At 36.9% G+C, this 25,569-nt stretch carries 24 protein-coding genes and 2 pseudogenes; 23 read left to right on the top strand and 3 right to left on the bottom strand.

Annotated features, from left to right (window positions below; translation table 11 throughout):
• Positions 1 to 151: 151 nt before the first annotated feature.
• From A9C19_RS16815 to A9C19_RS16780, 8 genes are all read left to right on the top strand, one after another.
• Positions 152 to 1,168, top strand: coding sequence for a BMP family protein (locus A9C19_RS16815; RefSeq protein ID WP_072581015.1), 1,017 nt, complete (start codon positions 152 to 154; stop codon positions 1,166 to 1,168).
• Between the two features lie 79 nt (positions 1,169 to 1,247).
• Positions 1,248 to 2,762, top strand: coding sequence for an ABC transporter ATP-binding protein (locus A9C19_RS16810; RefSeq protein WP_072581014.1), 1,515 nt, complete (start codon positions 1,248 to 1,250; stop codon positions 2,760 to 2,762).
• Positions 2,752 to 3,822, top strand: a complete 1,071-nt coding sequence (locus A9C19_RS16805; RefSeq protein ID WP_072581013.1) for an ABC transporter permease — start codon at positions 2,752 to 2,754, stop codon at positions 3,820 to 3,822. The genes A9C19_RS16810 and A9C19_RS16805 overlap by 11 nt, the downstream gene beginning before the upstream one ends.
• On the top strand, positions 3,809 to 4,726 hold the full coding sequence (locus A9C19_RS16800; protein WP_072581012.1) for an ABC transporter permease: 918 nt from the start codon (positions 3,809 to 3,811) through the stop codon (positions 4,724 to 4,726). The genes A9C19_RS16805 and A9C19_RS16800 overlap by 14 nt, the downstream gene beginning before the upstream one ends.
• 25 nt (positions 4,727 to 4,751) lie before the next feature.
• On the top strand, positions 4,752 to 5,414 hold the full coding sequence (locus A9C19_RS16795; protein ID WP_072581011.1) for a sulfite oxidase-like oxidoreductase: 663 nt from the start codon (positions 4,752 to 4,754) through the stop codon (positions 5,412 to 5,414).
• Positions 5,407 to 6,138: a nucleoside phosphorylase gene (locus tag A9C19_RS16790; RefSeq protein WP_072581010.1), complete on the top strand. Its 732-nt coding sequence runs from the start codon at positions 5,407 to 5,409 to the stop codon at positions 6,136 to 6,138. Before A9C19_RS16795 ends, A9C19_RS16790 begins: the two co-directional genes overlap by 8 nt.
• Positions 6,139 to 6,283: 145 nt before the next feature.
• Positions 6,284 to 7,267: an aldo/keto reductase gene (locus A9C19_RS16785; protein ID WP_072581009.1), complete on the top strand. Its 984-nt coding sequence runs from the start codon at positions 6,284 to 6,286 to the stop codon at positions 7,265 to 7,267.
• A 368-nt stretch (positions 7,268 to 7,635) separates the two neighbouring features.
• Positions 7,636 to 11,118, top strand: a complete 3,483-nt coding sequence (locus tag A9C19_RS16780; protein WP_072581008.1) for an alpha/beta hydrolase-fold protein — start codon at positions 7,636 to 7,638, stop codon at positions 11,116 to 11,118.
• A 111-nt stretch (positions 11,119 to 11,229) separates the two neighbouring features.
• On the opposite strand, the gene A9C19_RS16775 is transcribed toward A9C19_RS16780, so the two are convergent.
• A complete protein-coding gene (locus tag A9C19_RS16775; protein ID WP_072581007.1) occupies positions 11,230 to 11,619 on the bottom strand; it encodes a hypothetical protein in 390 nt (129 codons plus the stop codon).
• Between the two features lie 550 nt (positions 11,620 to 12,169).
• Between A9C19_RS16775 and A9C19_RS22820 the strand changes: the two genes are divergently transcribed.
• The 12 genes and pseudogenes from A9C19_RS22820 to A9C19_RS22585 all read left to right on the top strand — a co-directional run.
• Positions 12,170 to 12,385, top strand: coding sequence for a T7SS effector LXG polymorphic toxin (locus tag A9C19_RS22820; protein ID WP_083584418.1), 216 nt, complete (start codon positions 12,170 to 12,172; stop codon positions 12,383 to 12,385).
• 215 nt (positions 12,386 to 12,600) lie between these two features.
• The gene (locus A9C19_RS16765; RefSeq protein ID WP_072581006.1) at positions 12,601 to 13,224 is read left to right on the top strand and encodes a DUF4176 domain-containing protein; all 624 of its coding nucleotides are present in this window, start codon (positions 12,601 to 12,603) and stop codon (positions 13,222 to 13,224) included.
• Positions 13,225 to 13,303: 79 nt separating this feature from the next.
• On the top strand, positions 13,304 to 13,513 hold the full coding sequence (locus A9C19_RS16760; protein WP_072581005.1) for a hypothetical protein: 210 nt from the start codon (positions 13,304 to 13,306) through the stop codon (positions 13,511 to 13,513).
• A gap of 26 nt (positions 13,514 to 13,539) precedes the next feature.
• Positions 13,540 to 13,848, top strand: coding sequence for a hypothetical protein (locus tag A9C19_RS16755; RefSeq protein WP_083584417.1), 309 nt, complete (start codon positions 13,540 to 13,542; stop codon positions 13,846 to 13,848).
• A complete protein-coding gene (locus A9C19_RS22320; protein WP_233499194.1) occupies positions 13,845 to 15,686 on the top strand; it encodes a DNA/RNA non-specific endonuclease in 1,842 nt (613 codons plus the stop codon). The genes A9C19_RS16755 and A9C19_RS22320 overlap by 4 nt, the downstream gene beginning before the upstream one ends.
• Before the next feature lie 20 nt (positions 15,687 to 15,706).
• Positions 15,707 to 16,162 (top strand): immunity protein YezG family protein, encoded by a 456-nt coding sequence (locus A9C19_RS16745; protein WP_026801636.1) that lies wholly within the window; start codon positions 15,707 to 15,709, stop codon positions 16,160 to 16,162.
• Positions 16,163 to 17,220: 1,058 nt separating this feature from the next.
• Positions 17,221 to 17,997: a recombinase family protein gene (locus A9C19_RS16735; RefSeq protein WP_072581004.1), complete on the top strand. Its 777-nt coding sequence runs from the start codon at positions 17,221 to 17,223 to the stop codon at positions 17,995 to 17,997.
• 157 nt (positions 17,998 to 18,154) lie between these two features.
• A pseudogene (locus tag A9C19_RS16730) lies at positions 18,155 to 19,389 on the top strand (IS110 family RNA-guided transposase).
• A 73-nt stretch (positions 19,390 to 19,462) separates the two neighbouring features.
• Positions 19,463 to 19,975, top strand: coding sequence for a DNA/RNA non-specific endonuclease (locus tag A9C19_RS16725; protein WP_072581003.1), 513 nt, complete (start codon positions 19,463 to 19,465; stop codon positions 19,973 to 19,975).
• A 5-nt stretch (positions 19,976 to 19,980) separates the two neighbouring features.
• On the top strand, positions 19,981 to 20,460 hold the full coding sequence (locus A9C19_RS16720) for an immunity protein YezG family protein (protein ID WP_072581002.1): 480 nt from the start codon (positions 19,981 to 19,983) through the stop codon (positions 20,458 to 20,460).
• Between the two features lie 177 nt (positions 20,461 to 20,637).
• Positions 20,638 to 21,705, top strand: a complete 1,068-nt coding sequence (locus tag A9C19_RS22100; protein ID WP_072581001.1) for a hypothetical protein — start codon at positions 20,638 to 20,640, stop codon at positions 21,703 to 21,705.
• Positions 21,706 to 22,293: 588 nt separating this feature from the next.
• Positions 22,294 to 22,415 (top strand): annotated as a pseudogene (locus A9C19_RS22585) (recombinase family protein); the annotation flags it as partial.
• Between the two features lie 248 nt (positions 22,416 to 22,663).
• On the opposite strand, the gene A9C19_RS16710 reads toward A9C19_RS22585, so the two are convergent.
• A complete protein-coding gene (locus A9C19_RS16710; protein ID WP_072581000.1) occupies positions 22,664 to 22,954 on the bottom strand; it encodes a hypothetical protein in 291 nt (96 codons plus the stop codon).
• Positions 22,951 to 23,184 (bottom strand): helix-turn-helix transcriptional regulator, encoded by a 234-nt coding sequence (locus A9C19_RS16705; protein WP_072580999.1) that lies wholly within the window; start codon positions 23,182 to 23,184, stop codon positions 22,951 to 22,953. The genes A9C19_RS16710 and A9C19_RS16705 overlap by 4 nt, the downstream gene beginning before the upstream one ends.
• A 211-nt stretch (positions 23,185 to 23,395) precedes the next feature.
• Here A9C19_RS16705 and A9C19_RS16700 point away from each other — a divergent pair, with 211 nt between their 5' ends.
• From A9C19_RS16700 to A9C19_RS16690, 3 genes are read left to right on the top strand one after another with little or no spacing between them, the layout of a single operon-like run.
• Positions 23,396 to 23,962 carry a hypothetical protein gene (locus A9C19_RS16700; RefSeq protein ID WP_072580998.1) on the top strand — a complete coding sequence of 189 codons (567 nt, stop codon included), beginning with the start codon at positions 23,396 to 23,398 and terminating at the stop codon, positions 23,960 to 23,962.
• 19 nt (positions 23,963 to 23,981) lie between these two features.
• On the top strand, positions 23,982 to 24,683 hold the full coding sequence (locus tag A9C19_RS16695; RefSeq protein WP_072580997.1) for a hypothetical protein: 702 nt from the start codon (positions 23,982 to 23,984) through the stop codon (positions 24,681 to 24,683).
• Positions 24,683 to 25,432, top strand: a complete 750-nt coding sequence (locus A9C19_RS16690) for a hypothetical protein (RefSeq protein ID WP_072580996.1) — start codon at positions 24,683 to 24,685, stop codon at positions 25,430 to 25,432. The genes A9C19_RS16695 and A9C19_RS16690 overlap by 1 nt, the downstream gene beginning before the upstream one ends.
• Positions 25,433 to 25,569 lie beyond the last annotated feature (137 nt).

Raw genomic sequence — 25,569 nt, 5'->3', positions numbered from 1 at the left:
TGTAATGGAAGAGTTATTTTTTTAATTTAAGCAAATACGAACATTTCTTGAATTCAATGTAAAAAATGTTTGGTTTTTTATTTTAAAATTTGTCCGTATAGTGTATATTTATCATTATATTTTAAAAACACGAACAAAAGGTGGGTCTTACGTGAAAAAACTATTTATTTTTATTGCGTTGTTTACATTGGTTTTAGCTGGATGTGGAGCAAATGAAACAACGAATTCAGCAGGAGATAAAACAGAGGGTAAGGCAAAGAAGGTGGCTCTTATTCTTCCAGAGAAGATTGGTGTTAACCCCTTTTTTCAGCAAATGGATGAAGGAGCGAAAAAAGCAGCTGAGGAATTTGGATTTGAATTAAAGACGATTGAGTCAACAGATCATACGGCGATTGAAGAAAATCTACGTGTGGCTGTAGCGGAAGGATATGATTTAATCATTACTTCTTCATTTGAAGCGGAGGATGCGTTAAAGAAAGTGGCAGGAGAAAATCCTGATCAACCATTTGCGATTATTGATACAACGGTTGATTTACCAAATGTACGTAGTGTGAATTTCAGAGAACATGAAGCAGCTTACTTATTAGGTGCTTCAGCGGGTTTATCTACAAAGACAAATACAGTTGGTATGGTAGCGGCAATGGATATTCCCCTTCTAAAGAAATGGACTGTAGCGTTCGAGAATGGACTTCACTCTACGAATCCAGATGCTACATTCCTAGTTAACTATGTTGGTAACTTCAATGATCCTGCGAAAGCGAAGGAGCTAGCTTTACTTCAAGCTTCACAAGGAGCAGATTTTATTGCAGGTGCAGCAGCTGTAGGTGATCTTGGTGTGTTTGAAGCAGCGAAGGAAAAAGGATTTTACACTGCTGGACAAGATGTAGATCGTACGGAATTAGATCCTGATCACATTGTTCTTTCACAATTAAAAGGTACAGATGCTGTAGCATATGAAACAATTAAGGCTTTTGCTGAAGGAACGTATGAAGCTGGTGTTGTAGCATACGGATTAAAAGAAGAAGGCGTTGGTTTAACATATGTTACGCATGAAAGTGCGACACCATTAAACGATTTTGTTGGACAAGAAGTAGTTGATCAAGTGAAAGAGATAAAAGATCAAATTGTAAATGGTGAACTAGAGGTTCCGAATCCATTAGAAAACTAATGAAGAAGGTACCATTTCAGAAACCGACTACTACGTTTTGGAGTCGGTTTCCATTTTTTTATCGGAAGGGGGCTAGATTATGACCTATCGTTTAGAAATGAAAGAGATGACAAAGATGTACGGAAGTTTTAAAGCAAATGACTCGATTTCACTCTCCCTCAAGGCTGGAGAAGTTCATGCTGTGGTTGGGGAAAATGGAGCAGGGAAAACGACGTTGATGAGGATGCTTTATGGAATGGAGCAGCCAACCTCAGGTGAAATTTACATAGATGGTAAGCTTGTATCCTTTGCTAGCCCTAATGATGCTATTGCGAATAAAATTGGGATGGTTCATCAGCACTTTATGCTTTTTCCTGACTTTACGTCAGCTGAGAATATTGTTATCGGTCATGAACCTAAATCAGGGATGTTTTTTAATCGGACAAAAGCAGCTGAGCAGGTTCAAGCTTTAGGTGACCACTATCAAATTCCAGTGAGACCTAATGTGAAAACGGCTGAATGTTCTGTTGGAGAGCAGCAGAGAATTGAAATCTTAAAGGTCCTTTATCAAGGAGCAGATATTATTATTCTTGATGAGCCATCTGCGGTATTAACACCACTTGAAGTAAAGGGACTGCTCAAGACGATCCGCCAGCTAGCAGATCAAGGGAAGAGTATCATTCTGATAACTCATAAACTGCGTGAGGTCATGGAAGTAGCTGACTCCATGACGGTGTTGAGAAATGGTAAGGTGACGGGGGCTGTTTCAAAAAAAGACACCTCTGTAGATGAGCTAGCAAAGCTAATGGTTGGGCGTGAATTGCATGAACTTAGTAATCGTGTTCAGATGAAGGGTGAGCCAATACTTGAACTGAGAAATGTCACCGTGCAGGAAAAGACGAATAAGCCACTTTTAGATGATGTGACACTTACTGTAAAACGTGGCGAAATAGTGGGGATTGCTGGTGTTTCAGGAAATGGACAATCAGAGCTTCTACAAGCTATATCTGGATTAAGGTCTATTCAAGAAGGTCAACTATTGATTTATGGGCAAGACATAACGAATCAGTCGGTTGCAAGTATTCGAAAGGCTGGTCTATCTCATATTCCAGAGGACCGATATTTGTGGGGTGCAGCAAAACAAGCGAGTGTTGAAGAAACGGCTTTGATGGGTTACCAACGAAAACCGGACTATCGTTCGTATTCGTTTTTGCTAAAAGCTCCTTTCCGCAAGCTAGTGAACAGCTGGATTGATAAGTTTGAAATTAAGACAGGGTCATTAGATGAACAGGCTGGAAATCTTTCTGGTGGAAATCTTCAAAAACTCATTGTCGCTAGAGAGCTAGGACAAGAAACGCCATTATTAATTGCTGCTGAACCAACTCGTGGAGTGGATATTGGTGCGATGGAATATATTCATGAAGCGCTATTAGAGAAAAGAAACAAGGGAGAAGCGGTCTTACTTGTTTCGTCAGAATTAAGTGAAATTATGTCTCTTTCTGATCGAATTTTAGTTATGTACGAGGGGAAAATAGTTGGAGAAATCAATCGTTCTGATGCATCAGAAGAAGCAATCAGTGTATTAATGGCAGGAGGTCAGCAAAATGAACACTAATTTCATACGTTTCCTTCGTCCATTATTTCAGCCTTTTGTTGCGATTATGATTGGGTTACTCACAGGAGCCATTGCTATAAGTGTAGTAGGAGAACCTGTTTTAGCATCTTACAAAGAAATGTGGAATGGGGCTTTTGGTAATTTTTATTTTTTTACTTCAACCTTAGCGAGAGCAACTCCAATTATGCTAGTAGGGCTTGGTGTCGCGCTAGCCTTTCGAGCTGGAGTTTTTAATTTAGGTGCAGAGGGACAGATGGTACTTGGAGCGGTGAGTGCCGCATTAGCTGGTGTATACTTGCCGGGAAGTGGAATAGGCAAGACACTCCTCATCTTGCTTGTAGGTATGTTAGCAGGAGGCTTGTGGTCCTTGTTAGCAGGGTGGCTTGAGGCGAAATTCAAGGTTCAATTGCTTATTTCTACTTTATTACTAAATTACATAGCTATTTTATTTGCTAGTTACTTAGTTTCAGATCCTTTTCAAGATCAATCAGGATCCGCTGCACTTGCCCAAACGGTTATGCTTGATCAAAGTGTTTGGCTACCTAAGTTGTTCCAAGGAATGAGTGTTCATTGGGGATTTGTGATTGCTATTGCAGCTGCTCTCATTATGTACGTGATTTTTAAAACCACCTCAGCAGGATTTGAGGTAAAAATGCTAGGCTTTAACCCATTTTTTGCTTCCTATGGTGGGATAAATAAAATGAAGGTTATGCTAGTTAGTATGTTTATCAGTGGAGCCTTATCAGGGCTTGCTGGGACCGTTGAAGTGCTTGGCACACAATACCGATTTGTTGATGGAGCACTAACTGGTCCGGGCTTAGCATGGACAGGTTTAATGGCGACACTTTTAGCAAACTCCCATCCTATTGGTACGGCGATTACTTCGATTTTTTTAGCGGCGTTAGAAACAGGGGCAATGGGAATGGAGAGAAATACTCAAGTACCACTCGAGGTTTCAAGTATCATTCAGTCGGTTCTTATTTTATTTATTTCAGCAAAAATCACTCTGAAATGGTGGAAACGAAAAAAGAAAGCAGGTGGCTCACATGGAACTCTTTGATCTAACATTAATAAGCTCAACACTCCGGATGGTGACACCTATTTTACTTGCTGCTTTAGGTGGGGCACTGTGCGCGCGCGTTGGGCTATTCAATGTTGGTTTAGAAGGATTAGTGCTAATTGGGGCTTTTTCTGCTATTGTGGGTAACCATTTAACAGGAAGTGTATTTTTAGCTGTTGGATTTGCCGCTATCATGTCTTTAGTATTTTCTATGCTATTTGCTTATATGACGATTCATTTAAAGGCAAATGATATTGTCGTCGGTGTTGCAATTAACTTTTTAGCTCTTGGGCTCACAACCTTTGCGCTTCGAACGATCTTTGATGTAAAGGGTGCTTATTATGATAAAGATATGAAAGGATTGCCAAAATGGGATATCCCAGTCATTGAGAATATCCCTGTTTTAGGAGAGCTTTTATCAGGGCATTCCCCTCTTGTCTATGTTTCATTTTTAGCAGCCATCCTTTTATATGTTTTTTTATATCGAACTGTCACAGGATTTCGTGTTCTTTCAATCGGAATGAATCAAGTAGCAGCCAAAAGCATCGGGCTAAAGGTAGGCGCTCTTCAATACTTAGCAATAGGTTTATGTGGGGTTTTGTGTGGATTAGCGGGAGCTCAGCTTTCATTAGGACAAGTAACGTTGTTCTCTGAAGGAATGACTGCTGGACGTGGATTCATTGCCTTAGTCGCGATGATGCTCGGTCAATCACATCCTATTGGGATCGTGGGCTCAAGCTTGTTATTTGGATTTATGGATGCGATTAGCATTCGTTTACAAGGCTTTTCGTTACCAACTCAATTTACACAGATGCTACCATATGTCATCACGATTTTTGCTATGTTCCTCTTAAGAGATCGTGGAATGGGATCTCAGCATGGTAATCAGCAGAGCGGGAGGTAGCTATGATTAGAAAGGAGTTTTATTTATGAATAAAGCGGACCGAATTAAAAGAATGAAAGTGCCAGCAGTTGATCCTAAGCTTGCCAAACGTTTACCACCTGGACAAGTATTAACAGAACGCTTTCCAATTTTACATGAAGGTGAAGTACCAACCTATGATCTTGCTTCATGGTCTTTACGAATTTTCGGATCAGTTAATCAAGAAGTAACATTATCATACGATGATTTGATGAATATGAAGCAATCGTCTGTTACATGTGATATCCACTGTGTAACGCGCTGGTCTCGCTTTGATAATACGTTTACGGGTGTGAAATTTCAAGATCTTATGAAGGAGTTACACATTGAAACAAAAAGTAAATATGTGATGCTTCATGCAGATCATGATTACACGGCAAACTTGGCGTTATCAGATTTAGATCGCGAAGATGTGTTACTCGCTCACTCTTTTGAAAATGAGCCTTTAACAGACAAGCATGGTTGGCCTTTACGATTAGTGGTTCCACATCTTTATTTCTGGAAGAGTGTGAAATGGATTAGAGGCATTGAGTTTATTGATGAAAATCACCCAGGCTTTTGGGAGCAGAATGGCTTTCATCTAAATGGAGATCCGTTTAAAGAAGAGCGTTTCTCTGGAGAGGATTTGCCAATCCCTGAGGATGAATGGGAGAAAAAAGACTATGACTGAGTTGTTGACTAACTTAAAAATCAACCCAGAAGAGTTAGCTAAAAGAATCATTGTATGCGGTGATCCAAAGCGAGCAAAACAGATTGCTAGTTTGCTAGAAGAAGCTCAGCCATTAGCTGAAAATCGGGAATATCATAGTTATAAAGGAAGCTGGAAAGGTGTAGAAGTCACAGTCGTTAGCCATGGTGTTGGTTCACCTGGCGCGGCTGTTTGTTTTGAAGAGCTTGCTAAAGGTGGCGCAGAGGTCATGATAAGAGTGGGGACGGCAGGTTCTTATCAAAAAGACATTCAACCGGGCTCTCTTGTGATAAGTACTGCAGCTGTTCGTACAGATGGATTAACCCGTCAATTAGTTCCAGAAGGCTTTCCTGCAATCGCAAATCGTCATGTGGTAGATCAATTGGTAAATCAATTGGTAAAAGCTTCTGAACATCATAAACAAGAAGTTCATGAGGGACTTACACTAACACTGGATGTGTTTTACTCAGGTGTGATTGAATTTCCTCATGCGATCTATAAAAATGCAGGTGTGCTAGCCGTAGAGATGGAGAACGCAGCTTTATTCACAATTGGCGCGATACGAGGTGTGAAGACAGGAGCTATTTTAGCAATTGATGGATTTGCAGATGCAGATTTAAGAAATGACTATCATCCACATACAGATTTAGTAGCAAAAGCAATTGAGCAGGAAGCGATTATTGCTTTAGATGCTTTATTATCTTGAATAAGGAAAGGGCAGTTTTCTTAGGAGAGCTGTCCTTTCCTATTTTTATTAAGGGCTTTTTCTTTTGTTAGCGCTTAATTTCTACTATAATTATGAGTGTTTACTACTTAAACTAGAAGTACTTACATAAGGATGGTGGAGAGAAATGAACTATCGTCAACTTGGCAATACAGATCTTACCATAAGTGAGTTAAGCTTTGGGACGTGGGCTATTGGAGGCTCCTGGGGGAAATCTGATGACCAGGAAGCATTAAGAGGCTTAGAGCGTGCGATGGATGCTGGGGTTAATTTCTTTGATACAGCAGATGTCTATGGTGATGGCCATAGCGAGGAATTACTAGCGAAAGCTACAAAAGGAAAAGAAGATAAGATTCACATTGCAACAAAGTTTTGCCGTAAAGGGGATATTTTTGACCCAGCAACCTATTCGGAAAAAACAGTGACTGAATACTGTGAAGCAAGTTTAAAACGTCTTCAGCGCGATACGATTGATCTTTATCAAATTCACTGTGCACCATTTGATGTGTTAAAAAATGGACAGGTGTTTGAAGTGCTAGATAAGCTGCAGCAGCAAGGGAAAATTCGCCATTACGGAGTAAGTGTGGAAACGGTAGAAGAGGGTTTATTTTGTTTAGACCAATCAAATGTGAAAGCGCTACAGGTCATTTTTAATATTTTCCGTCAAAAGGCAATACCAGAGCTACTTCCACAAGCAAAGGAGAAGGGTGTAGGTTTATTGGCACGTGTTCCGTTGGCAAGTGGATTATTAACAGGGAAGTTCTCGAAGCAAGCGACATTTGAAGCGGATGATCACCGTCATTTCAATAAAGATGGTGAAGCATTTAATGTGGGAGAAACATTTGCAGGTGTTGAATTTGCTAAAGGTGTTGAGTTAAGTCAACAGTTACATTGGATATCAGAGGGTCGCGGTAATATGGCAAGAGCTGCTCTACGTTGGATTCTCGATCATGAGGAAATAACAACAGTTATTCCAGGATTTAAAACAGTAAAACAAGTAGAGGATAACTTACAAGCTATAGAGGTACCATCCTTTAGTGAAGGCGATCTAAAGAAAGTAAGCGATTTTTATCAAACAGAAATTCATCCGAATATTCGTGGAGTTTATTAAGAGTATTAACTAGACCGAGAGAGGCCGGGACCGAAGTGCCTGGCTCTTTGTTTTTGTCCGGTTATCACTTCTATTTCATGCAAAAAAGGTCAATGTTCATATCCGAGCTTGACCTTTTTCAATTTCTCCAACATACAATATAGCGAAATCAATATTTGGATAATCTATAAATATATGGATGGCATAACCTTTAAAAAGAAAAATAATACAAAAACCTAAAGAAAGTACCATTTAGTTCCGAAAGAATTTTGTGGATATTCTGTATATTTTTATAGGTTGTCTAAAGATTTTTATATCCCTTAGATTTTTATAGTTGCTATCATATATTATGCGTTTAAAGATAGCGCTTACAATTAAGGGGGAGTTAGATGAAGAAGGGAAAACGTATTTTTGCTTTAATCACGACAATACTGTTGGTCATTGCTAGCTTTGATGGTACAGCTTTTGCAAAAAGTGAAGCAAACGTCATACAGATGGATGGTGTTTTGTCCTATAAGGTGATTGTACCTGAAGGGTATGATAATGAGAATGGACAATTATATCCAGTGCTTTATTTGATGCCAGAAGATGGTGAAGCGCAATACAATGATAAAATGGTATCCATGATCCAAAGTGAGATGACAACTGATAAAGCAGGAAATATGATTGTTGTCATGCCTAGTTTTGATCGTACTGAAGATTTTAGGGTAACGATGGATAAAGTCATTGCTGATGTGGATCGTAATTTCAAGACAATTCCTACTGTTGAGAAGAGAGCAGTTCTTGGTGTTGGAATTGGTGGGTACATGGCCTATATCTTAGGAATGACAGATGAGGAGAAAATCCTTACTAAACCAGATACAATTAAAAATATCGCTAGTATCCGAGGTCATTTTGTTGGCTCTGAGAACACATTATATAATGAATATGGGGATGTATATAATGTTATTTCTCAAATTGGCAAAAGTAACATTGTCAATTATTATACGTATTTAGATGGACCAACAGAGGATACGTCTACCTCTATGTCCCATTCAACGAATGATATTGGAGCTTTGTTCATTAATTGGTATAAAACGATATCATATGATCTTCATGAATATACATCACGTTATGGAGTATATGATGATAGCTACTTACAAGAATCAATTAGTCGTGTCATGAATCGTTTTAGTCAACGTTTTTATTCAAGTATGGTAAATGGAGATGTATCATTATCCCCTCAGGTAGCAGCTAGTTCTGTTGATACGATTGAGGTAGGGTATGATATTGATGTGAGTGAACATTTTAGTGAAATTTCACCTCAGTCTACTGATATGCTCATTGAAGTGAAGCTAACGGATCCAGTAACAGGCGATGAGCTTTACAAGGATAATAAGAAGCTAGCTGTAGATAGCTCAACTGATGTTAGCGGTTCGTTTAGTGTCCCAAATACAGTGAATGGTACAAGCTCAAGTATAAGTGTCACGGCAAAAATGTTAGGTTACACGATTGAAATTGGGAATCAATCACTTGTACGTATTATGGATACAGGTACAAGGCCTGATGAACAATTAATCGATTTGATGGGTGATTGGAAATTTAGTGCCTACAAACCCTATTTAACTAAAGAAAAAGTAGCGCTTGATGATATCAAAAACGTTACGAAGGAAGAGTGGAATAGCTGGGGAACCGTTCAACCGGCACTTGGTTGGTGGACTGCTACTTTTGAAAGTAGCCTCGGTGGAAATCCAAATTGGACAGGCTATGCTTGGTATGTACGAGAATTTGACATGCCAACTGATTTTAAATCTGAGGATTTGCTATTAGCTCTAGGTAAGTTTGATGAGGCAAATGAAGTATATGTGAACGGTGTACGTGTCGGTGCGACTGGTATACCTGAAGCAGGTGGAAATTATGATGAAAGCAATCCATGGGATGTCGATCGTTTATATGAATTAGATTCTACTATCTTAAATTACGGTGGAAGTAACACAATTGCCATTAGAATGGCTAATTCCAATGGTGGTGGAGGTTGGTATCAGGGTCCAGTAGGAATTTATTCACCTGCAGCTTATAATAAAATTGTAGGCTTACCTTCTGAACTAGCCGATTCGTCAATTACAGCTCAAATGAAGGAGTTTGTAGAAAAACAAAATGCTGCAATTGAGGCAAAAGATATAGATGCATATGCCAAAACAGTTGCATCAGATTATTTCCAATCAGGTTATGATAAAGAAAGATTACTAGAAAAAGTGAAAACGTATACAAATGGAGATGGTGAGGTTACCGTTACAGATCAATCAATAAATGTATATATCTATAAAGATATGTATTTGTATCAAGCAGAAAGAACTATCTTAACAGCAAAGGGCGATACAATTACAGAGGTAGTTAATCATTATTACACGATTGATCAAGGCAATATCCATATGTATGGGGATCATGATCGATTTTATGTTGATCGTTATACGTCTAGCTATGCTGCGGCTGCAAAAGGGATAGAAGGATCGACGGAAATGAATTATCGAGTTTATCTTCCAGAAGGTTATTTTGAATCCGATAAGAGATATCCAGTTACGTACCTATTACATCAGTTTAGCAGTACAAGTAAGTCTTATGAGATTGATGGTATTGATCGATTACTTGATAAAGGAATTGCGAATGGTGACATTAAGGATATGATTGTCGTTATCCCAGATAGTGATGCAGTAAGTTGGTGGCGTGACAATTGGGAGCTAATGGTGACCGAAGATTTAGTTCCTTTTATTAATGAACATTATCGTACTGTTTCAGATGCAAGATACAATGGAACAGCCGGTGCATCGATGGGTGGCCAAGGTGCCTATGGGATTGGACTTCGTAATCCAAATTATTTCTCATCTATTATCAGTTTCTTTGGAGCATTTAGCTATGGGAGAGAATATAGTCCAAATGCGATTGCAAAAGAGGTAAGTGATGAATATCTTCAGAACTATACACATTACTTTATCTCTGGTAACCGTGATATTTATGGATTCGGTACTCCTGCTATTCAGCTAGATCAGCAGTTACGGGAAAAAGAAGTGGAGCATATGTTCTTGATTGAAAATGGTGAACATGATAATAAGTTTTATCTTCCACATGTCATTGAAGCATTTAGCTATGTGAGTAAGAACATGTATAGCACAAGCGGGGACATTGCAAACAATGCAACTGGTACGATGGAAGCTTCTATTAATGAAGGAGAATTGACTATCTCTTCCCTATTACATTTAACTGATTTTGATCAATGGATGAATAGCATTCCAGCTTCTACTTATACGAAGAATCCAAATCCAGAAATGATCATTCCAGTTACTTATAAAATTGAACAGGGTGGTAAAACAGTATTTAGTAAAGTGGAGTATCCATCAGTGTCCGGTTCAACTTCACTCGAAATGGAAAAAAACATTATACTTGAAGGTTCAGCAACAGATCAAGAAGATGAGGTAGCTTTAGATGTAGATCTTGAAAAAGAATTTACCCTAACAGTTTTTGCAACCTTACTTGATACAAATAAAGAACTAGGTACATTTAAATACACTCCTGAAACAGAAGAAGAGGTCGATCCAACTCCAACGCCAGCACCAACACCAGAAGATCCTAGTCATGACGATGAAGTAACACCACCTAGTAAAAATCAAGAAGATGATGATTTAGATGGTGGAAAGGATTCAGATGGTAAGATTGACAACGATGAAAAAGAGAATGAAAAAGTAAAAGAAGAGAATACGTCAATTGAAGGTAATAAAAACGGAAAGCTTCCAAATACAGCGACCAATACTAGTAATATCCTTTTAATAGGAATCTTTTCCGTATTAGTAGGCTTAGGTGTTTTAGGCTGGAGAAGGTTTAGGATGATAAAAGGTTAAATAAACGAACAAAAAACGTTTCTTACGCTGTAAGAAACGTTTTTTATTCCTATATATGCTTGGGTATAAGAGCGACAGATAAATAGATTGATTTATTATACGAATCTACCTTTACTTTAAAAGCCCGTTTACAAAGTTGGTAGTTGCATTTTTAGCCGTTGTAACTCGGTCATGGGTACCCATACTGCTGGAATTGTCATAAACGAGCACAATATCGGTTGTTTCAATTTTCGTTGCATCTTTTCCTTCAATCTTTAAATCAATGAAGTATTCTCCTGGCTTATTTCCCCAAGATACTTTCTTGTCAATGCTTGCACGTTCATAATCCTTACCTGTTTTCTCATTACGGATTTCACCATTTTCATTTGTATCTACGTCATACTGGGTGTCAGCTACTACTAGCTTAGGTGGTATGACAGTAGAAAACGTGTAAAATAGCAACATCACAATAGAAAAAAGTTTAAACGCTTTCTTACTAGTATTCTTTTTAAACCAATTCAACATAAATCTCCTCTCTTCTTTCTTTATTTTCTTTCACACACTTTTGTATTCTATCGAAGGGTTCTCTACAATTTCTTTACAAAAATCGCGTCAAGCGGCATGTTTTTTAGTGCTAAAGAACTAGATTAGATGATTTGTAGATAACGAGTGAGTTTAATGTAATGGTGCTATTTTTATGCTTTACCAGTAAGAGCTTTCAATTCAACTATATAACTGAAAGCTATTTCACAGGAATGTATTGAGATTTTTCCTACAAGCTGTCAATAACCCCAACATCTAAGTGAAAAAGATGTGTGCGCTATTGTTTTCTTTTCTTTTACAAATTTGAGAAATCCCTCAATCTTTTGGATAATCGGGGTATATGTAGTGGGGAGTTTATTTTTATACATAAAGAAGAAATGGACAAGGGGACATATTTTAATAGAAAGCTATTCTCAATGGGAGAGGATTGATGGCTAATTTGAAAGTGTATGTGGCTAAGTCGTTACGTGAGTCGATGGAAGATCGTTCGAATGAATACGCCAGATTACGAGAATAATTACAGAGTCTTATAAAGCAATTTACACAGATTGTTCAGCTTGATGAAAATCTTCAAGGAAAAGGGGCTACTGCTATTAAAGGCTTTTATCAAGCACAAATTGATGTAATCGTCGCCCTCCTTCGCCTTGTTGACATGCAAGTCGCTTTCTTTAACGGAATCTCAGGAATCTATGAAAACCTTCACAACAATCGAAAATCACCTATGAGAATGAACAGGGAGGTTTAGCCCATGCAAAAACAGCAGTAACAGATGATACATTGAAGTTGATTGATTCACATAGTAACCTTTCAGACTATTTTTCTTGAAAGAGTAAGTACATATATCTAGGAGTATTGAAGTGTACCTGTTATTTTTAGATATTATTTACTATATAATTTCCAATCACTTTATTTATAATAAACTATGTATGTAAAATATTAACATGAAAGTGAGTGAGTGGAATGAATGAAAAAATAAAGTTAAAAACACTCGCTATGGAAAAAGTGGCTCAAGTCATTAATTCTTTATCAAATGAAGCAAAGATTAGATATCGTGTGGCAATCAATGAGTTTGCAGATGTGTATCTTGATGATGAACTTGTCTTTCAAGAACTTTACTATGCTTACAAGCAAGAGCGATCCTCCTGCGAATTACAATGTACAAATGGAGAAAAGATTACTTATAGAAGAGAACATAATGAGCACGTGATTCAGTTTGCACAAACATATTTTTGTTTACCTGAGGAGCTTTTTGTCCTCCTTATTACTTCCTGTATGGAAATTATGAGAGAGGTGTTACCGCTAGGAACAGTGGTTGAACTTAATCCACTTCATTTTATTCCGGAACATCAAACGTCTTCACCTACCAAAGTTGTGATTACAAAACGTTTTATAGCACCAACAGGGTATCAAACGTATTTCCCTTACGGTGGCGCTATTTACCCTGTAGGAGAAATGAAGAAAGATACAACGATCTATTTTACAGAGCCATTAATTACAAATGTGATCCATACTGGCTATAAAGATGATATGGAAGAAGCCTTTCTTCTGCTTATAAAAGAAGATTTTATTGTTCAAAAAATATGAAGTCAATCGAATTTTCAGCACAGGACATGAAACGTCTTCAGCTTGAAATTGAGTCTATGGAAAGAGCGGGTAAAAGGTAATGGCACTTTATACGTCAGGCTTTTGTTATAACTTAGTTTCTGGGATTAGCTCGTCTTTGGAGGATGCCAAATATGAGATTAAGAAAAATTTTGAGCAAATGGACTTAGAAAATGCATCTGTTGAAGAAGAGATGAAAGAAATGATAGAAGAAATGATAGCGGAGATTGATCAATTACTTGCCACGATTCAATCTGTTCATTTTAGATAAAAAGTTGGTAGAGAGGAGTTTACGTATTGGGAACAACACACATAAAGATGAGTGTTCACGATTTACAAACCACTTTACAAACCCTTCAATCAAGTATTGAAGAGTTTAGTAGTTATACCGACACCTTCCGTACTGGCACAAGAGATCAATTAAAGAACTTTAATTCTGATTTCATAGAAAAAGTAGATGCGATTCTAGATAATATGAATGATGATATCAATAAGGATTTACTAAAAGATATGTATGCTATTCATACTGCTGGTAAAGAAATGCTAGAAGAAATGAAGAAGGCCGACGAAGAAGCGAGTGAATTGATTCGGAGTGGGCAATCATGAAAAGAGACATCCAAATTAACTATGGAATATTAGATCAGATTATTGAACAGCTTCATACATACAAAAATGCCTTAAATCAAATGCACAGTTCCCTAACCTCGATAGCTGTTTATGTAGAAAGTAACGCGGGAAAAAGCTTGGATGTTTGGGATGACACCATTCAGCAATCAAAGAAAAATATTACTAGCTACCAAGCTCAAATAGACGATCTTTTATCATTATTTGAAAACTACGTGACCGATACAACGGCCTACATTACACCTATTTCTCGAAATAGTATGATGAGAGTCGATCGCAACGATATCTGGTGGAACCTCACACAGATTGAATCAGGGGTAAACAACAATATGTTCCATGCGATCCTAGAAACACATAAGTCCCCAAGCTTCTTATTTGGTTTGTTTGACGATCCAACTCCAGAAGAAAAAGAAAGAAGCAGACATAATAAACAAAAGCTTGATGCTATTCGGACGAATATTGAATCTTCCAAGGCCATGCTTGAAAAGAATATAGAAGGATTATGGGACCTTTATGAAACAAAAGTAAAAAAGTTCGAAAATGTTGATGATGAATACTCTAACAAAGCCGCTGCAGTCAAGGATACGTACACCAACTTCTTTGAAGGAGTAAGTGATGTCGTGTCTGTAACCGTTGAAGGCGTATGGAATTTCATAAAAGGAGTAGGTGTTGCCGTCTATGAAATCGCAGAAGGCCTAATCAGCCTTGTCATTGATGCGGGAATCATCGCGATATCTAACAACATACCAGACTTCATCGAACCCGAATTCCTAAAAAAGGCGGCAACCACAAGAGTAGAGACCTTTGCCGGCACGCTCGAACAAATCATTGATGACCCAATCATCGTCCTAGAATCGGTAGCACAATCCATATCAGACACCTCAGAAAAAGAAGGGATTATGTATGTAACTGGAGGAGCAGCAACCTCTCTCATCCCATACGTAGGCCAATCAAAATACCTCAAGCTACTAAAAGTAGACAAAGACAGAGCACCCAACACCAAAGCAGTAAACCCAGCCATCTCTCAAAAAGTAAAAGAAATCGTCCAAAACAACAAAGTATTTGAAGGAATCAAGAAAGAAACGGTAGAATTATATAAAGATATAAAAAACGGCGGAACCCGATTTGTCGATGACGTCACCGACTTCTTAGGCAGAACCTTATTTCCAAACCAGTCCCTTCAAATGAGTACGGCGAATTCAGTGCCGGTGAATGTGTTTAGTAGGTCGACAGTAGAAGATCGGATTGATTCGGTTGTTTCTAGGTCTAGTGTGAAGGTTGAGGAGAAGGGGACTGGGGATGGTACTAAGGGTACGGGTAATCGTTTGGCTGGGGAAAGTGATGTTAAAACATTAGTGGGAAGAGGAGAACAGTATACAAACGGAAGAAAAAATAGATTAAAGCCTAATATTAGATATCAAACAGGCGAATATGATTACTTTTATGAAACTGATGGTGCTGGTAGGCTTGTGAAATTTGAAACGGAAAATTTACAATTAACAACTAGAACAGATAGATTGTCACACAGTAAGAATACACCAGGAAAAGTAAAGGGACAGGACCATGCAGGCCATTTGGCGGGTGATAGATTTGGAGGATCACCTAAAATTGATAATTTAGTTTCACAATTATCTGATGTTAATTTGAAGGAATATAAGAAGATTGAAGATACATGGGCTGCGGCTTTGAAAGAAACACCTCCTAAAGAAGTAACAGTTGATGTTGAAATAGTTTATGATGGAAATAATATGCGACCAGAGAAGTTTATAGTTAATTACGCTATTGATGGTAAGTCGGAATTCCAAGTTATTAAAAATTAATTTAAGGAGTGAAAAGTAGGATGAAAGAATTTGAAGATAGATTTAGTGAGTTACAAGCAGATATGATATCTATATGTATGGAGTACGTTGAAGATAGAGCAGATAAAGTATATGTTTATGCTTCACGCGAAGCAGGAATGATTTCGGGAGGTTTCTTTTATTGCATTAACAATAAGTATGTAGAGCGTCATAAAGTAAATGATGCATTGGAGGATGGAGATGAAAGATATGATGTGGCTCCAAAACGACAGTCAATGGTATTGCGTATAATATGTGAAGATATTGAAAAAATAGAAGCATTGTGCAAAGAATATGAAAGAGACATGCCAACGGAAATGAAGTTAATATATGATGTTAAGAGTGGGAATTTTAAAGCTGAGTATAAGTATGATTTAGTATATACGAATGATGATGTTAAAACAGCTAGCCATATTGCAGATGAATGGTTTGAGGAAGTAAAGAGTAATAACCTTTAAAAAATTTACAGTAATATATATATCTAAATTGAATTAATAACTTATGAAAGTTGTAGTATAAATTTGTAGAATAGCATTTGCATGCAGGAGTGACAAAATATTGCTGTAATTAATTTAAAACATGTTATGAAGTGTGCAGAAAAATAATAGGCTGTTAAAAAGTATATACTTCATGATGGTTGTACCATCATAGAGTATTACGTGCAATGATAGAATAGAAAAGGAAGTACGAGTTTAGGCGAGATGACATTTTACATTGCGATGAATATAAACAAATGGAATGTATATTAAACTAACGAACTCGTACAAACTCGTAAGTTTTAACGTAACAATTTCGCGACATGTAAAAGGTGTCATACTTGTACTACAAAACTTACAAATTTATGCTACTTAAAAACAGGTGAACTTAAAGCACTTGATTGCCTTATTAGGAATCAGGTGTTTTTGTTTTTTTTTAGAAATCTTAACTTTGGACGATATTGGATATTGCTTTACTGAAATTCATAGCTCATGAAGGTAGTACCATCATGGAGTATTGATTTTATATTTGGATTTTGTGAGAAGTACGATAAATAGGCGAGATGACATTTTAAGTGGCAGGAAGACTTATGATACTGCAAAACCTACAAACTAAAGACAATGACAAAGCTCATAATGCTAAAGATGGTAACGATACCGATACATAAAGATAGTGAATAATAAAAAGTGAAGATTATTGAGTGAGACAATAAGAATGTGATTTGTTTGAGAATCGAAAGCTCATGATGGTTGTACCATCATGGAGTATCGTTTTAATACTTGGATAGTAAGAAAAGTACGATACTTAGGCGAGATGACATTTTACATGGCAGCGGTAGTTATGACATGGATTGGCTAATAAACTAACGAGAATGACAAAGCTCGTGACGATAAACAATGGATAACGTGAAGGGCGTTCTATTACTGCTTTGGATTAAAAAATTTGGGTTGTGTTTTTACTAAAGACGGCCGTATAATACTCGCTATTCGTTTAAAAAGCGTTACATAAATTTTAATTTTCGTAACGGGAGGGTGAGAAGTTGAACGTTGTTGGGTATATACGAGTCTCAACTCAAGGGCAGGCAAGAGATGGATATAGTTTGAAATATCAAGAAGAGGAAATTAAAGCATATTGTAAGGAAAAAGGCTTGAGCTTGATACACATCTTTAGAGATGAAGGAATCAGTGGCGCAAAACTGAATAAAGAAGCACTAGAGATAGACAGGGTGGGCTTACAGGAAATGTTGGCTCACCTTTCGTCTGTCCAGATTGATTATGTGGTAGTGCTGAACACAAGCCGATTATGGCGGTCAGATATTGTAAAGGTGCTAATACAACGAGAGTTGAAGAAATATGGCTGTGATATTAAGAGTATTGAACAACCATTTTACAGCATTCACAAAAAAGACCCAAACGACTTTTTGGTCAATGGATTAATGGAGTTATTAGACCAATACCAACGACTTGAAATAGCCCTAAAACTAACAAAAGGGAGAAATAAAAAGGCAAAGGAAGGCGGATATGCAGGAGGAAGGGCGACATTTGGCTATACCAAACAAAAGGTTGAAAAAGAACTAAAAATACATAACGGGCATGCAGAAGTAGTAAAAAGATTCTTTCAACTTAAACAAAAATATAAGAAATGGTCACTGTCAAGGTTGGCGGAAGCATTGAATGAAGAAGGGTATCAAACAACCCAAAGGAAAGCATTTACGAAAGTACAAGTGAAGCGGATATTAGACCGAGAAAGCTTTTATCAAGGGATATATACATACGGACAAATACAGGCAAATGGAAAACATGAAGCAATAATTTAAAAGGTTACTTAAAAAAGGGACACATTTTCTTATATATCCCTATGTAAAGGTGAAAATGGATAGGCTTTCGTACCAATGCGCACCGCAAGGTGAACGCTCGAACTAAGGTTGCCGACATTTTCATTCAATAATTGACAACTGAATAGGAGGATGAGCCATGCATGAAAAGCAGAAACACATTTATGTGGGTGTGGACTTGCATAAACAACACCATGTGGCGGTTATTATCAATTGTTGGCAAGAGAAACTAGGTGAAATAAAGTTTGAAAATAAACCGTCCGCTTTCCCAACATTTTTATTAGATATTGATAAACTGATAGAAGAAGGGTTGACACCTGTATTTGGATTAGAAGATGTTGGAGGCTATGGAAGAGCGTTGGCACAGTTTTTAACGGACCATGAACAGGTTGTAAAAGAAGTAAACCCTGCTCTTTCATATGCAGAAAGAAAAAGCCGTATGACCACACAAAAAAGTGATAGTTGGGATGCGGAATGTGTGGCTAGAATATTGGTAAGACAACTTAGCCAATTGCCTGACGCTAAACCACATGATTTATACTGGTCGATACAACAATTGGTTACTAGAAGAAATGCATTGGTAAAGGCGCAAGGTGCTTTAAAAAACCAACTTCACATTCAATTGAGTCATCATTATCCAAGCTATAAGAAGCTTTTCTCGGAAGTGGATGGAAAAACGGCATTGGCATTTTGGAAACAATACCCGTCACCTTCAAGTTTATACGGTGTAGGTGTGAAGAAATTGACCACTTTTTTATTAGAAGCCAGTAACAATACATGTTCAGTGAAAAAAGCGAATGAAATATTGAAGCTAGTGAAAGAGGATGGACATACACAGAAAGAACACCAGGAAACACGAGACTTTCTAGTAAGAAGCATCGTTCGAGACATTTCGTTTAAAAAGTAGGAAATGAGTTATGTGGAAGGCGAATTAAAACAGTTAATGAGTTTACTAGAGTTTCAACTAGATTCCATGCCAGGCATAGACCTTATGACAGCATCAGCTTTAATTGCAGAGATTGGTGACGTTAGACGTTTTCCTAATGCCAACAAATTAGCACGATTTGCGGGTATTGCGCCAGTTTACTTTGGCTCCGGTGAGAAAGGTAAAGAACATAAAAGTAAACAGGGAAATCGGGCGCTGCACGCTTTATTTTACAATTTGGCAGTCCAACAAGTACAAGTGGCAAAAGGGAGTAAACTGCCAAGAAACCCAGTGTTTCATGCTTATTACCAACGAAAGCTTAAGGAAGGTAAAACAAAGGGGCAAGCATTGGTCTGCATTATGAGAAGGCTTGTAAACATTATCTTTGGCATATGAAGCACAAAACTGTCTATGAATTGCCGATAATGAAAGATAAAGAAGTAGTTTAAGAAGGTGGTAAAATGGCTGATTTTTTTATTTTTAGCTTTTAAGATTACAACATAGGGTACGGGTAATGGTAATATAGTCAACGAAGTTAAAGAAATTGATTTTGGAAAGCACATAATAAAAGGTGAGAATGGTAAGAAACAACTACTCCCAAATACTAAGTACGTAACCAATAATAACTACAAATATACTACCGATGAACTTGGACGTATTGTAAATGTAGATGCTCCCGAACTTGTATTGAAAAAGGCTAATAGAAATAAATACGCTCAGGCAAATGTAGGCGGAAAAGACAGATTACCAGATGATGATGGCGGACATTTAATAGGAGCACAATTTAATGGTCCTCCTGATATTGATAATCTTGTACCACAAAATAGTCAAATTAATAGGAGGGGTGGAGTTTGGTACGAAATGGAGACTGAATGGGCCAATGCATTGAAAGAGGTACCGCCCAAGAAAGTCTCTGTTAGTATTGAACCGATCTATTCTAATAATTCAATGCGACCAGATTCCTTTATGGTCGAATATGAAATTGAAGGCCAATTTCCAGTGATTCGCGAGATTGCAAATAAATCAGGAGGCTGATATTGATGAGTTTTGAAACAGAATTAAACGAGTTATATAAAGAAATTGCACAACAGGTTAATGATATGATTCCAACTGAATGGGATAATTTCTATTTTAATGGTGAAGTTAAGGAAAGAGAAGGAGGAGTTTTCTTCTTTTTTACGCCGAAAGGTGAGGAACAACACATTTTTTCGCATTATATCCCAAAATTATACAGTATAGATAAGAGGGCTTATAATAAAGAACTACATAAATTATTTCAACTAACTGTTGAACTCCAAAAAGTTTTTACTAATAATGACCAAGACCCTTGGTTTTCAGTGACATTAATATTAAATGATACAGGTAAATTAAATGTACATTTTGATTATACAAATTGGCATGAAAGTGAATTTGGTCCAACAGCTAGAATTAAGTATTTTGAATATAAATATATAAGTCAAAACAAAGAGCAGCTAGATTTTGATTTATTAGAGAGAATGAAGGAATTTGAAGAAAAGTAAACTATAAAGCACTTGGTTGTCTTTTAGGCAACAGGTGCTTTTGTTTTTGGTGAAATAAGAACAACATGAATGAGACCAGTTTTAAATTCAAAGCTCGTCAAGGTAGTACCATAAAGAAGTATTGATTTAATATTTGGATTTTACGAGAAGCACGAAAGAAGCACCTGGACGTATCTGGTGCTTGTTTACTTTCGCTTAACGAAGGAAGCAAAAGATCCGTCCCTATGCTTTCCGTTGAATGTATTTAGTAGGTCGACAGTAGAAGATCGGATTGATTCGGTTGTTTCTAGGTCTAGTGTGAAGGTTGAGGAGAAGGGGACTGGGGATGGTAGTAAGGGTACGGGTAATGATAGTCCGTCCGAAATAGCACAAAGTTGGCAAGGAAATTTCCCATATGTAGGAGTAGATAAATATCGAAACATCACCCTGAAAAAAGGGAAAGTAATATATGTAGGTGAACCATATCCAACAGGATACGCAACGACAAAAAGTGCTGTAAATAGAATAAAAGGTGATTCAAGGAAATTATTTGAAGGATTACAAGTAAAACCATATTGGGAAGATGGCATGGCTGCTGCTGAATATAGAAGTAAAATGATGGCCTATGAAATAATAGAAGATAGAAATGTGGCCTATGGGGTAACTAAGGCTAATCCACAATTTGGTGATGGTGGATTACCACAGATGTTTATTCCAGATTTTAATGAATTGATCAAGACGGGTAAAATAAAGAAAATTGAATCTGAAGCAATAGATTTGAATAATTATAAGATGCATTTAGATGATTATAATAAAATGATGGGATTAAATACAGGTGAAATAATCATTAATAATAAAGAAATATACTATGGGATTAATAGTGAAAATTTTATGAATGTATTTTCGTCTGAAGTAAATACCTATACCAATGGAGATATTGAAAGGTATAATTTTAAAAATCCACATATCATAGATGGACTATCATTTTGGATAAGGACTGTATTTAAAAAGGACCACATCTCATCAATCGAATTGAAAAATGCAGATCCGAAATTTAAAAATTCTTATGAAAATTGGTCTGACGATAAAGTAGAATTAAAAAAGAAAAGTCATGATGAATGGTTAATAAAGCAATTAGGTCAACCAACTGAAGTCAACCAAGGCAGTATAAAATATAATTATACTTGGGGTGAGGTAATATCGTATTATGATCCAAGAAGTGGGGATATGGGAATAGCGATAAATTATTATGAGCAGGATGAATAATGCATAAACTGTTCTAAAATGGATGCAAATATATAACTGGTAGCTATGGTGCTACCAGTTATTTTTTGTAATACAGTATAGCCCCAGGAGTACGGGGGAAGTGTTGTTGTGCTTATGCATAAAGGTTTTCATTCCTATGAAACTACTTTAATTTTAGTTTTATTGAAAATTATTAAGAGCTGAAAGACACATTTAAGCACTTGATTGCCTTTTTAGGAATCAGGTGTTTTTGTTTTTTTTATAAATCTTAACTTTGAACGATATTGGATATTGCTTTACTGAAATACATAGCTCATGAAGGTAGTACCATCAAGGCATTATGTTTTAATACTTGAATAGAATGAAAAGTACGATAAACAGGCGAGATGACATTTTACATGTCAGGGATAGTTATGACGGGGAATAACTAACAAACTAACGAGAATGACAAAGCTCGTGGCGATAAACAATGGGTATCGTGAAAGAGTGTTTGCTACCTTGGCGAATAAATTTTGGGTTGTATTTTTACTTGAGGCGGCCGTATAATACTCGCTATTCGTTAAAAAGCGTAACGGAAATTACAATTTATGTAACGGGGAGAGTGAGAAGTTGAGTGTTGTTGGGTATATACGAGTTTCAACACAAGGGCAAGCAAGAGATGGATATAGTTGAAATATCAAGAAGATGAAATTAAAGCATATTGTAAAGAGCATGGATTGAAGTTGATACATAGGGATCCAAGAACGAATTTCCCACCTTTCACATGAAGCACGTGGACTTGAACAACTTCCTACTGTTCATCTTGGCCATGTTATTTAGATCAGAATATAAGAAGTCAATTTGACCTTTTCACTTATGTAAGAAATAGCTTAGTTCGGTGGATGTTAAACAAGGTAAGAGAATCGACAGGCTATCTATAGATGAAGCATTTACCCAGCCAAAAAAGAAGAAGGGAGAATGTCCCTTCTTGACCAAAGTATTAAAGTTTCCTCTTAAAGAATAGAATGACCAACCCTTGAACGATAAATGTTATTAATACGAGGATCCATATAGAATCACGATAGGAGTCGAAGGTAAGGGTGTTGATATATTTGTGGTACGTTTCAATTAGGAGCCAGCCTATAGGGAAAATGGGAAAGGAAAACATGTAGGATATGTTTAAGATTTGCTGACCTCTTTCATCTTTCCCTTCTTTACCGAACGTGAATTTTAAAGAGATAAATAAACCAATGATAAACAAAATAACTAATACGAAATGAATCAAAATCATTTTATTTCCTCCTTAGTCATGTATTGGAAAACCTCGTTAATATCTACTTCAAATAAATGGGCAATTTCAAATGCCAATTTAAGAGAAGGACTATAACGATTATTTTCTAGAGAAATGATTGTTTGTCTGCTTACACCTATTTGATCTGCAACATGCTTCTGTGACCACTTTTTCTCTGCTCTTAAAATGGCCAGTCGATTGTTAAGGTATCCTGTTTCTTTAAATCCCAAATGAATCCCTCCTTTTTCCACCCCTGTTTAAATTGTAAGGTATTTTTTACTAAAAGTAAAATAATTTTTACATAAAGTAATATTTTTTTGACATAGATAACCTTAATACTCCAATCCACCAATAGTTAATGACGCCCTCACACCAATAAGTTAAACTAGAACTATATCAATCCAAAATAATCCAAAATTCTTAGGGGAAAGGTGTTAGTATATGTCGGATGCTACTATTAAAAAACTGCGACTTAAGCAGCTAATCTTTATGAATGGAACCGTGATCTTGGTCTTCGCTATGTTTTTGATCATCAGTCATGTTTTCCCTTTTTCATTCAATTCCTTCATACAAGTGATGGCGGTCATCACATTTATCCAAGCAATTGTTGGGCTATTTAGGCTTGAGTCTACTAAGTCATTGATCCCTTTTGTCGAAGAAATTGCACGGTATGAAAAGGAGAAGCTAGGGAGAGAGTGGATCAAACGGAAAAAAAGTGGAGTGTTACTAAGCTTCATTTTAGGAATAATTCTTTTGAATCAATCGATGATGGTCGGAAGATCCAATGAGGAAATCTTTAGGCCGGAATTATGGGTAATGATTTTAGTCGCATTGTTATGGCTGCTGTTTACAAACATTGAATTAGTTGTGCGTTCTAGGAAAATCGATCAGTCTGAATCTCCAGCAGAGTTAACGAATTTTACGTCTAAATCGATAGCGAAGGGTCTTGTGATTGGCCTAGTTTATTCGGTCTTTTTCATGGTTATTATTGTGTTTTACATTCTTTAAGGACATAGGAGGTGCAGTCATGAAGCTATTTTCATTTCAACTAATTCCAATGCTGACGACTCTTTTTATATGGGGGGGAGTTGTATATTTGGCATATAGGATTTATAGGAAGCAGCAAGAAAAAGCGAAGGTCTGGAAGGTTGCGATATCTGTATTTATTGGATTGTTTTCTTTTTCAATTAATCTAGAAGTGGTGAGTTTTGCTGTGTTGCCATTAGGTGTATGGGTCCTGTATTTCTTTTTAAGAGGGCAAGAAGGAAGATGGGAAAGATATCGTCGTTTTGCATGGTTAGGATTTTGGTCTAATTATTTATTTTTAGCTGCGGGGCTCATCACTCTCCCTATCGAACAGGTAGTTTATCCTGAAGATAAAGCGGAAACCTATCTCTCAACTGTGGAGAATGCCTCTATCATTTCAATTCATCCATCTGCAAAGGACTTGGAGTTAGAGAAAGAGCGTTTACTAGAGCAGCTTCCTTCAATGGAACAACAAAAGATCTACAGTGAGCAGTGGTATTATGATACATACGTAGATAATGACGAACAAAAAATGAATGAGAGATTTCCCTACCAGCTTGTAGGAACGTCATCAAGGTGGGGGAGTGGAGTAGATACGATGATTTTTATTGAAGAGAATGGTAAGGGACTTCTAATTTCTACTTCCAAAAAACAAGTATATTTTCAATTTGATGAGTCGGTGTTAAAAAGGATGGGATCATAATGTCTAGAAAATGGAGATGGGTAATGGGGCTAATTGGATTGGTCCTTACCATAGGATGTTTTTATTATTGGTTTCATATGTCACATCCAAGTGTTCTTCCAACAGACGAACAAATAATCAAAGAGATTAATGATATATATTTGGAAGCTGATGCGAAAGAGGTCCAAGATAGAGTAGCTATAGATGAGTTGCATTTTGTTATTCCATATATATCAGGAAGAGGAGATTATAGTCTAAGCTATTGGGAATGGGGCTTGAAGGACTGGAGTCTTACATATATTGATACGAAGGGGGAACCGACGCTATGGCATGTAGATCCAGCTCATCCTTCAACCTATCATATTGTATGGAATTTTGATCCTAGAGATCAGGTTGATGAAATTTCATATTATTTACTTCGAGATCGTGGATTTTATGTAAGTGAAGGAGTAGAGAATTATCAACCACATATTCAAATAAAGAAAAAAATCACCCTACAAAATCAAACGTATGGTGTGATGAAGCTACCTGAAGAATTTGTCGAAATAATGGAGGGATTAAATAGAGTCAATGGATCTCATCACCCTTTCCTGTCAGTAGATGAGGTCCTATCAATGCAGCAAATGTATATGGGATACTTTCCAATGAATAAGGATGGGAAAAGAGCTTCCATTGATTATTCTGTAAATGGTCAAGGATTTTCTAATGGTACACAAAGCTTTGATTTTGTAATGCCAGTAAATGAAAGGGATCTTGAGGTTCCTAAATAGGACAGTAGGTAAGAAGATGGGAATGCATATGAGGCACCCATCTTTTTTATTTGTATATATAAATTAACTTTTTTTTGTCTTGAAAGCCTTACGCTCTAAGGAACTAATGTATGAAATTCAATTAAATGTGAAAATTC

Origin of the sequence: Bacillus weihaiensis (assembly GCF_001889165.1) — a bacterium.
In the GTDB taxonomy this organism is placed as follows: Bacteria; Bacillota; Bacilli; order Bacillales; family Bacillaceae; genus Metabacillus; species Metabacillus weihaiensis.
Note: the sequence above shows the minus strand (reverse complement) of the source record. Positions and strands in the feature narration are given on the sequence as shown.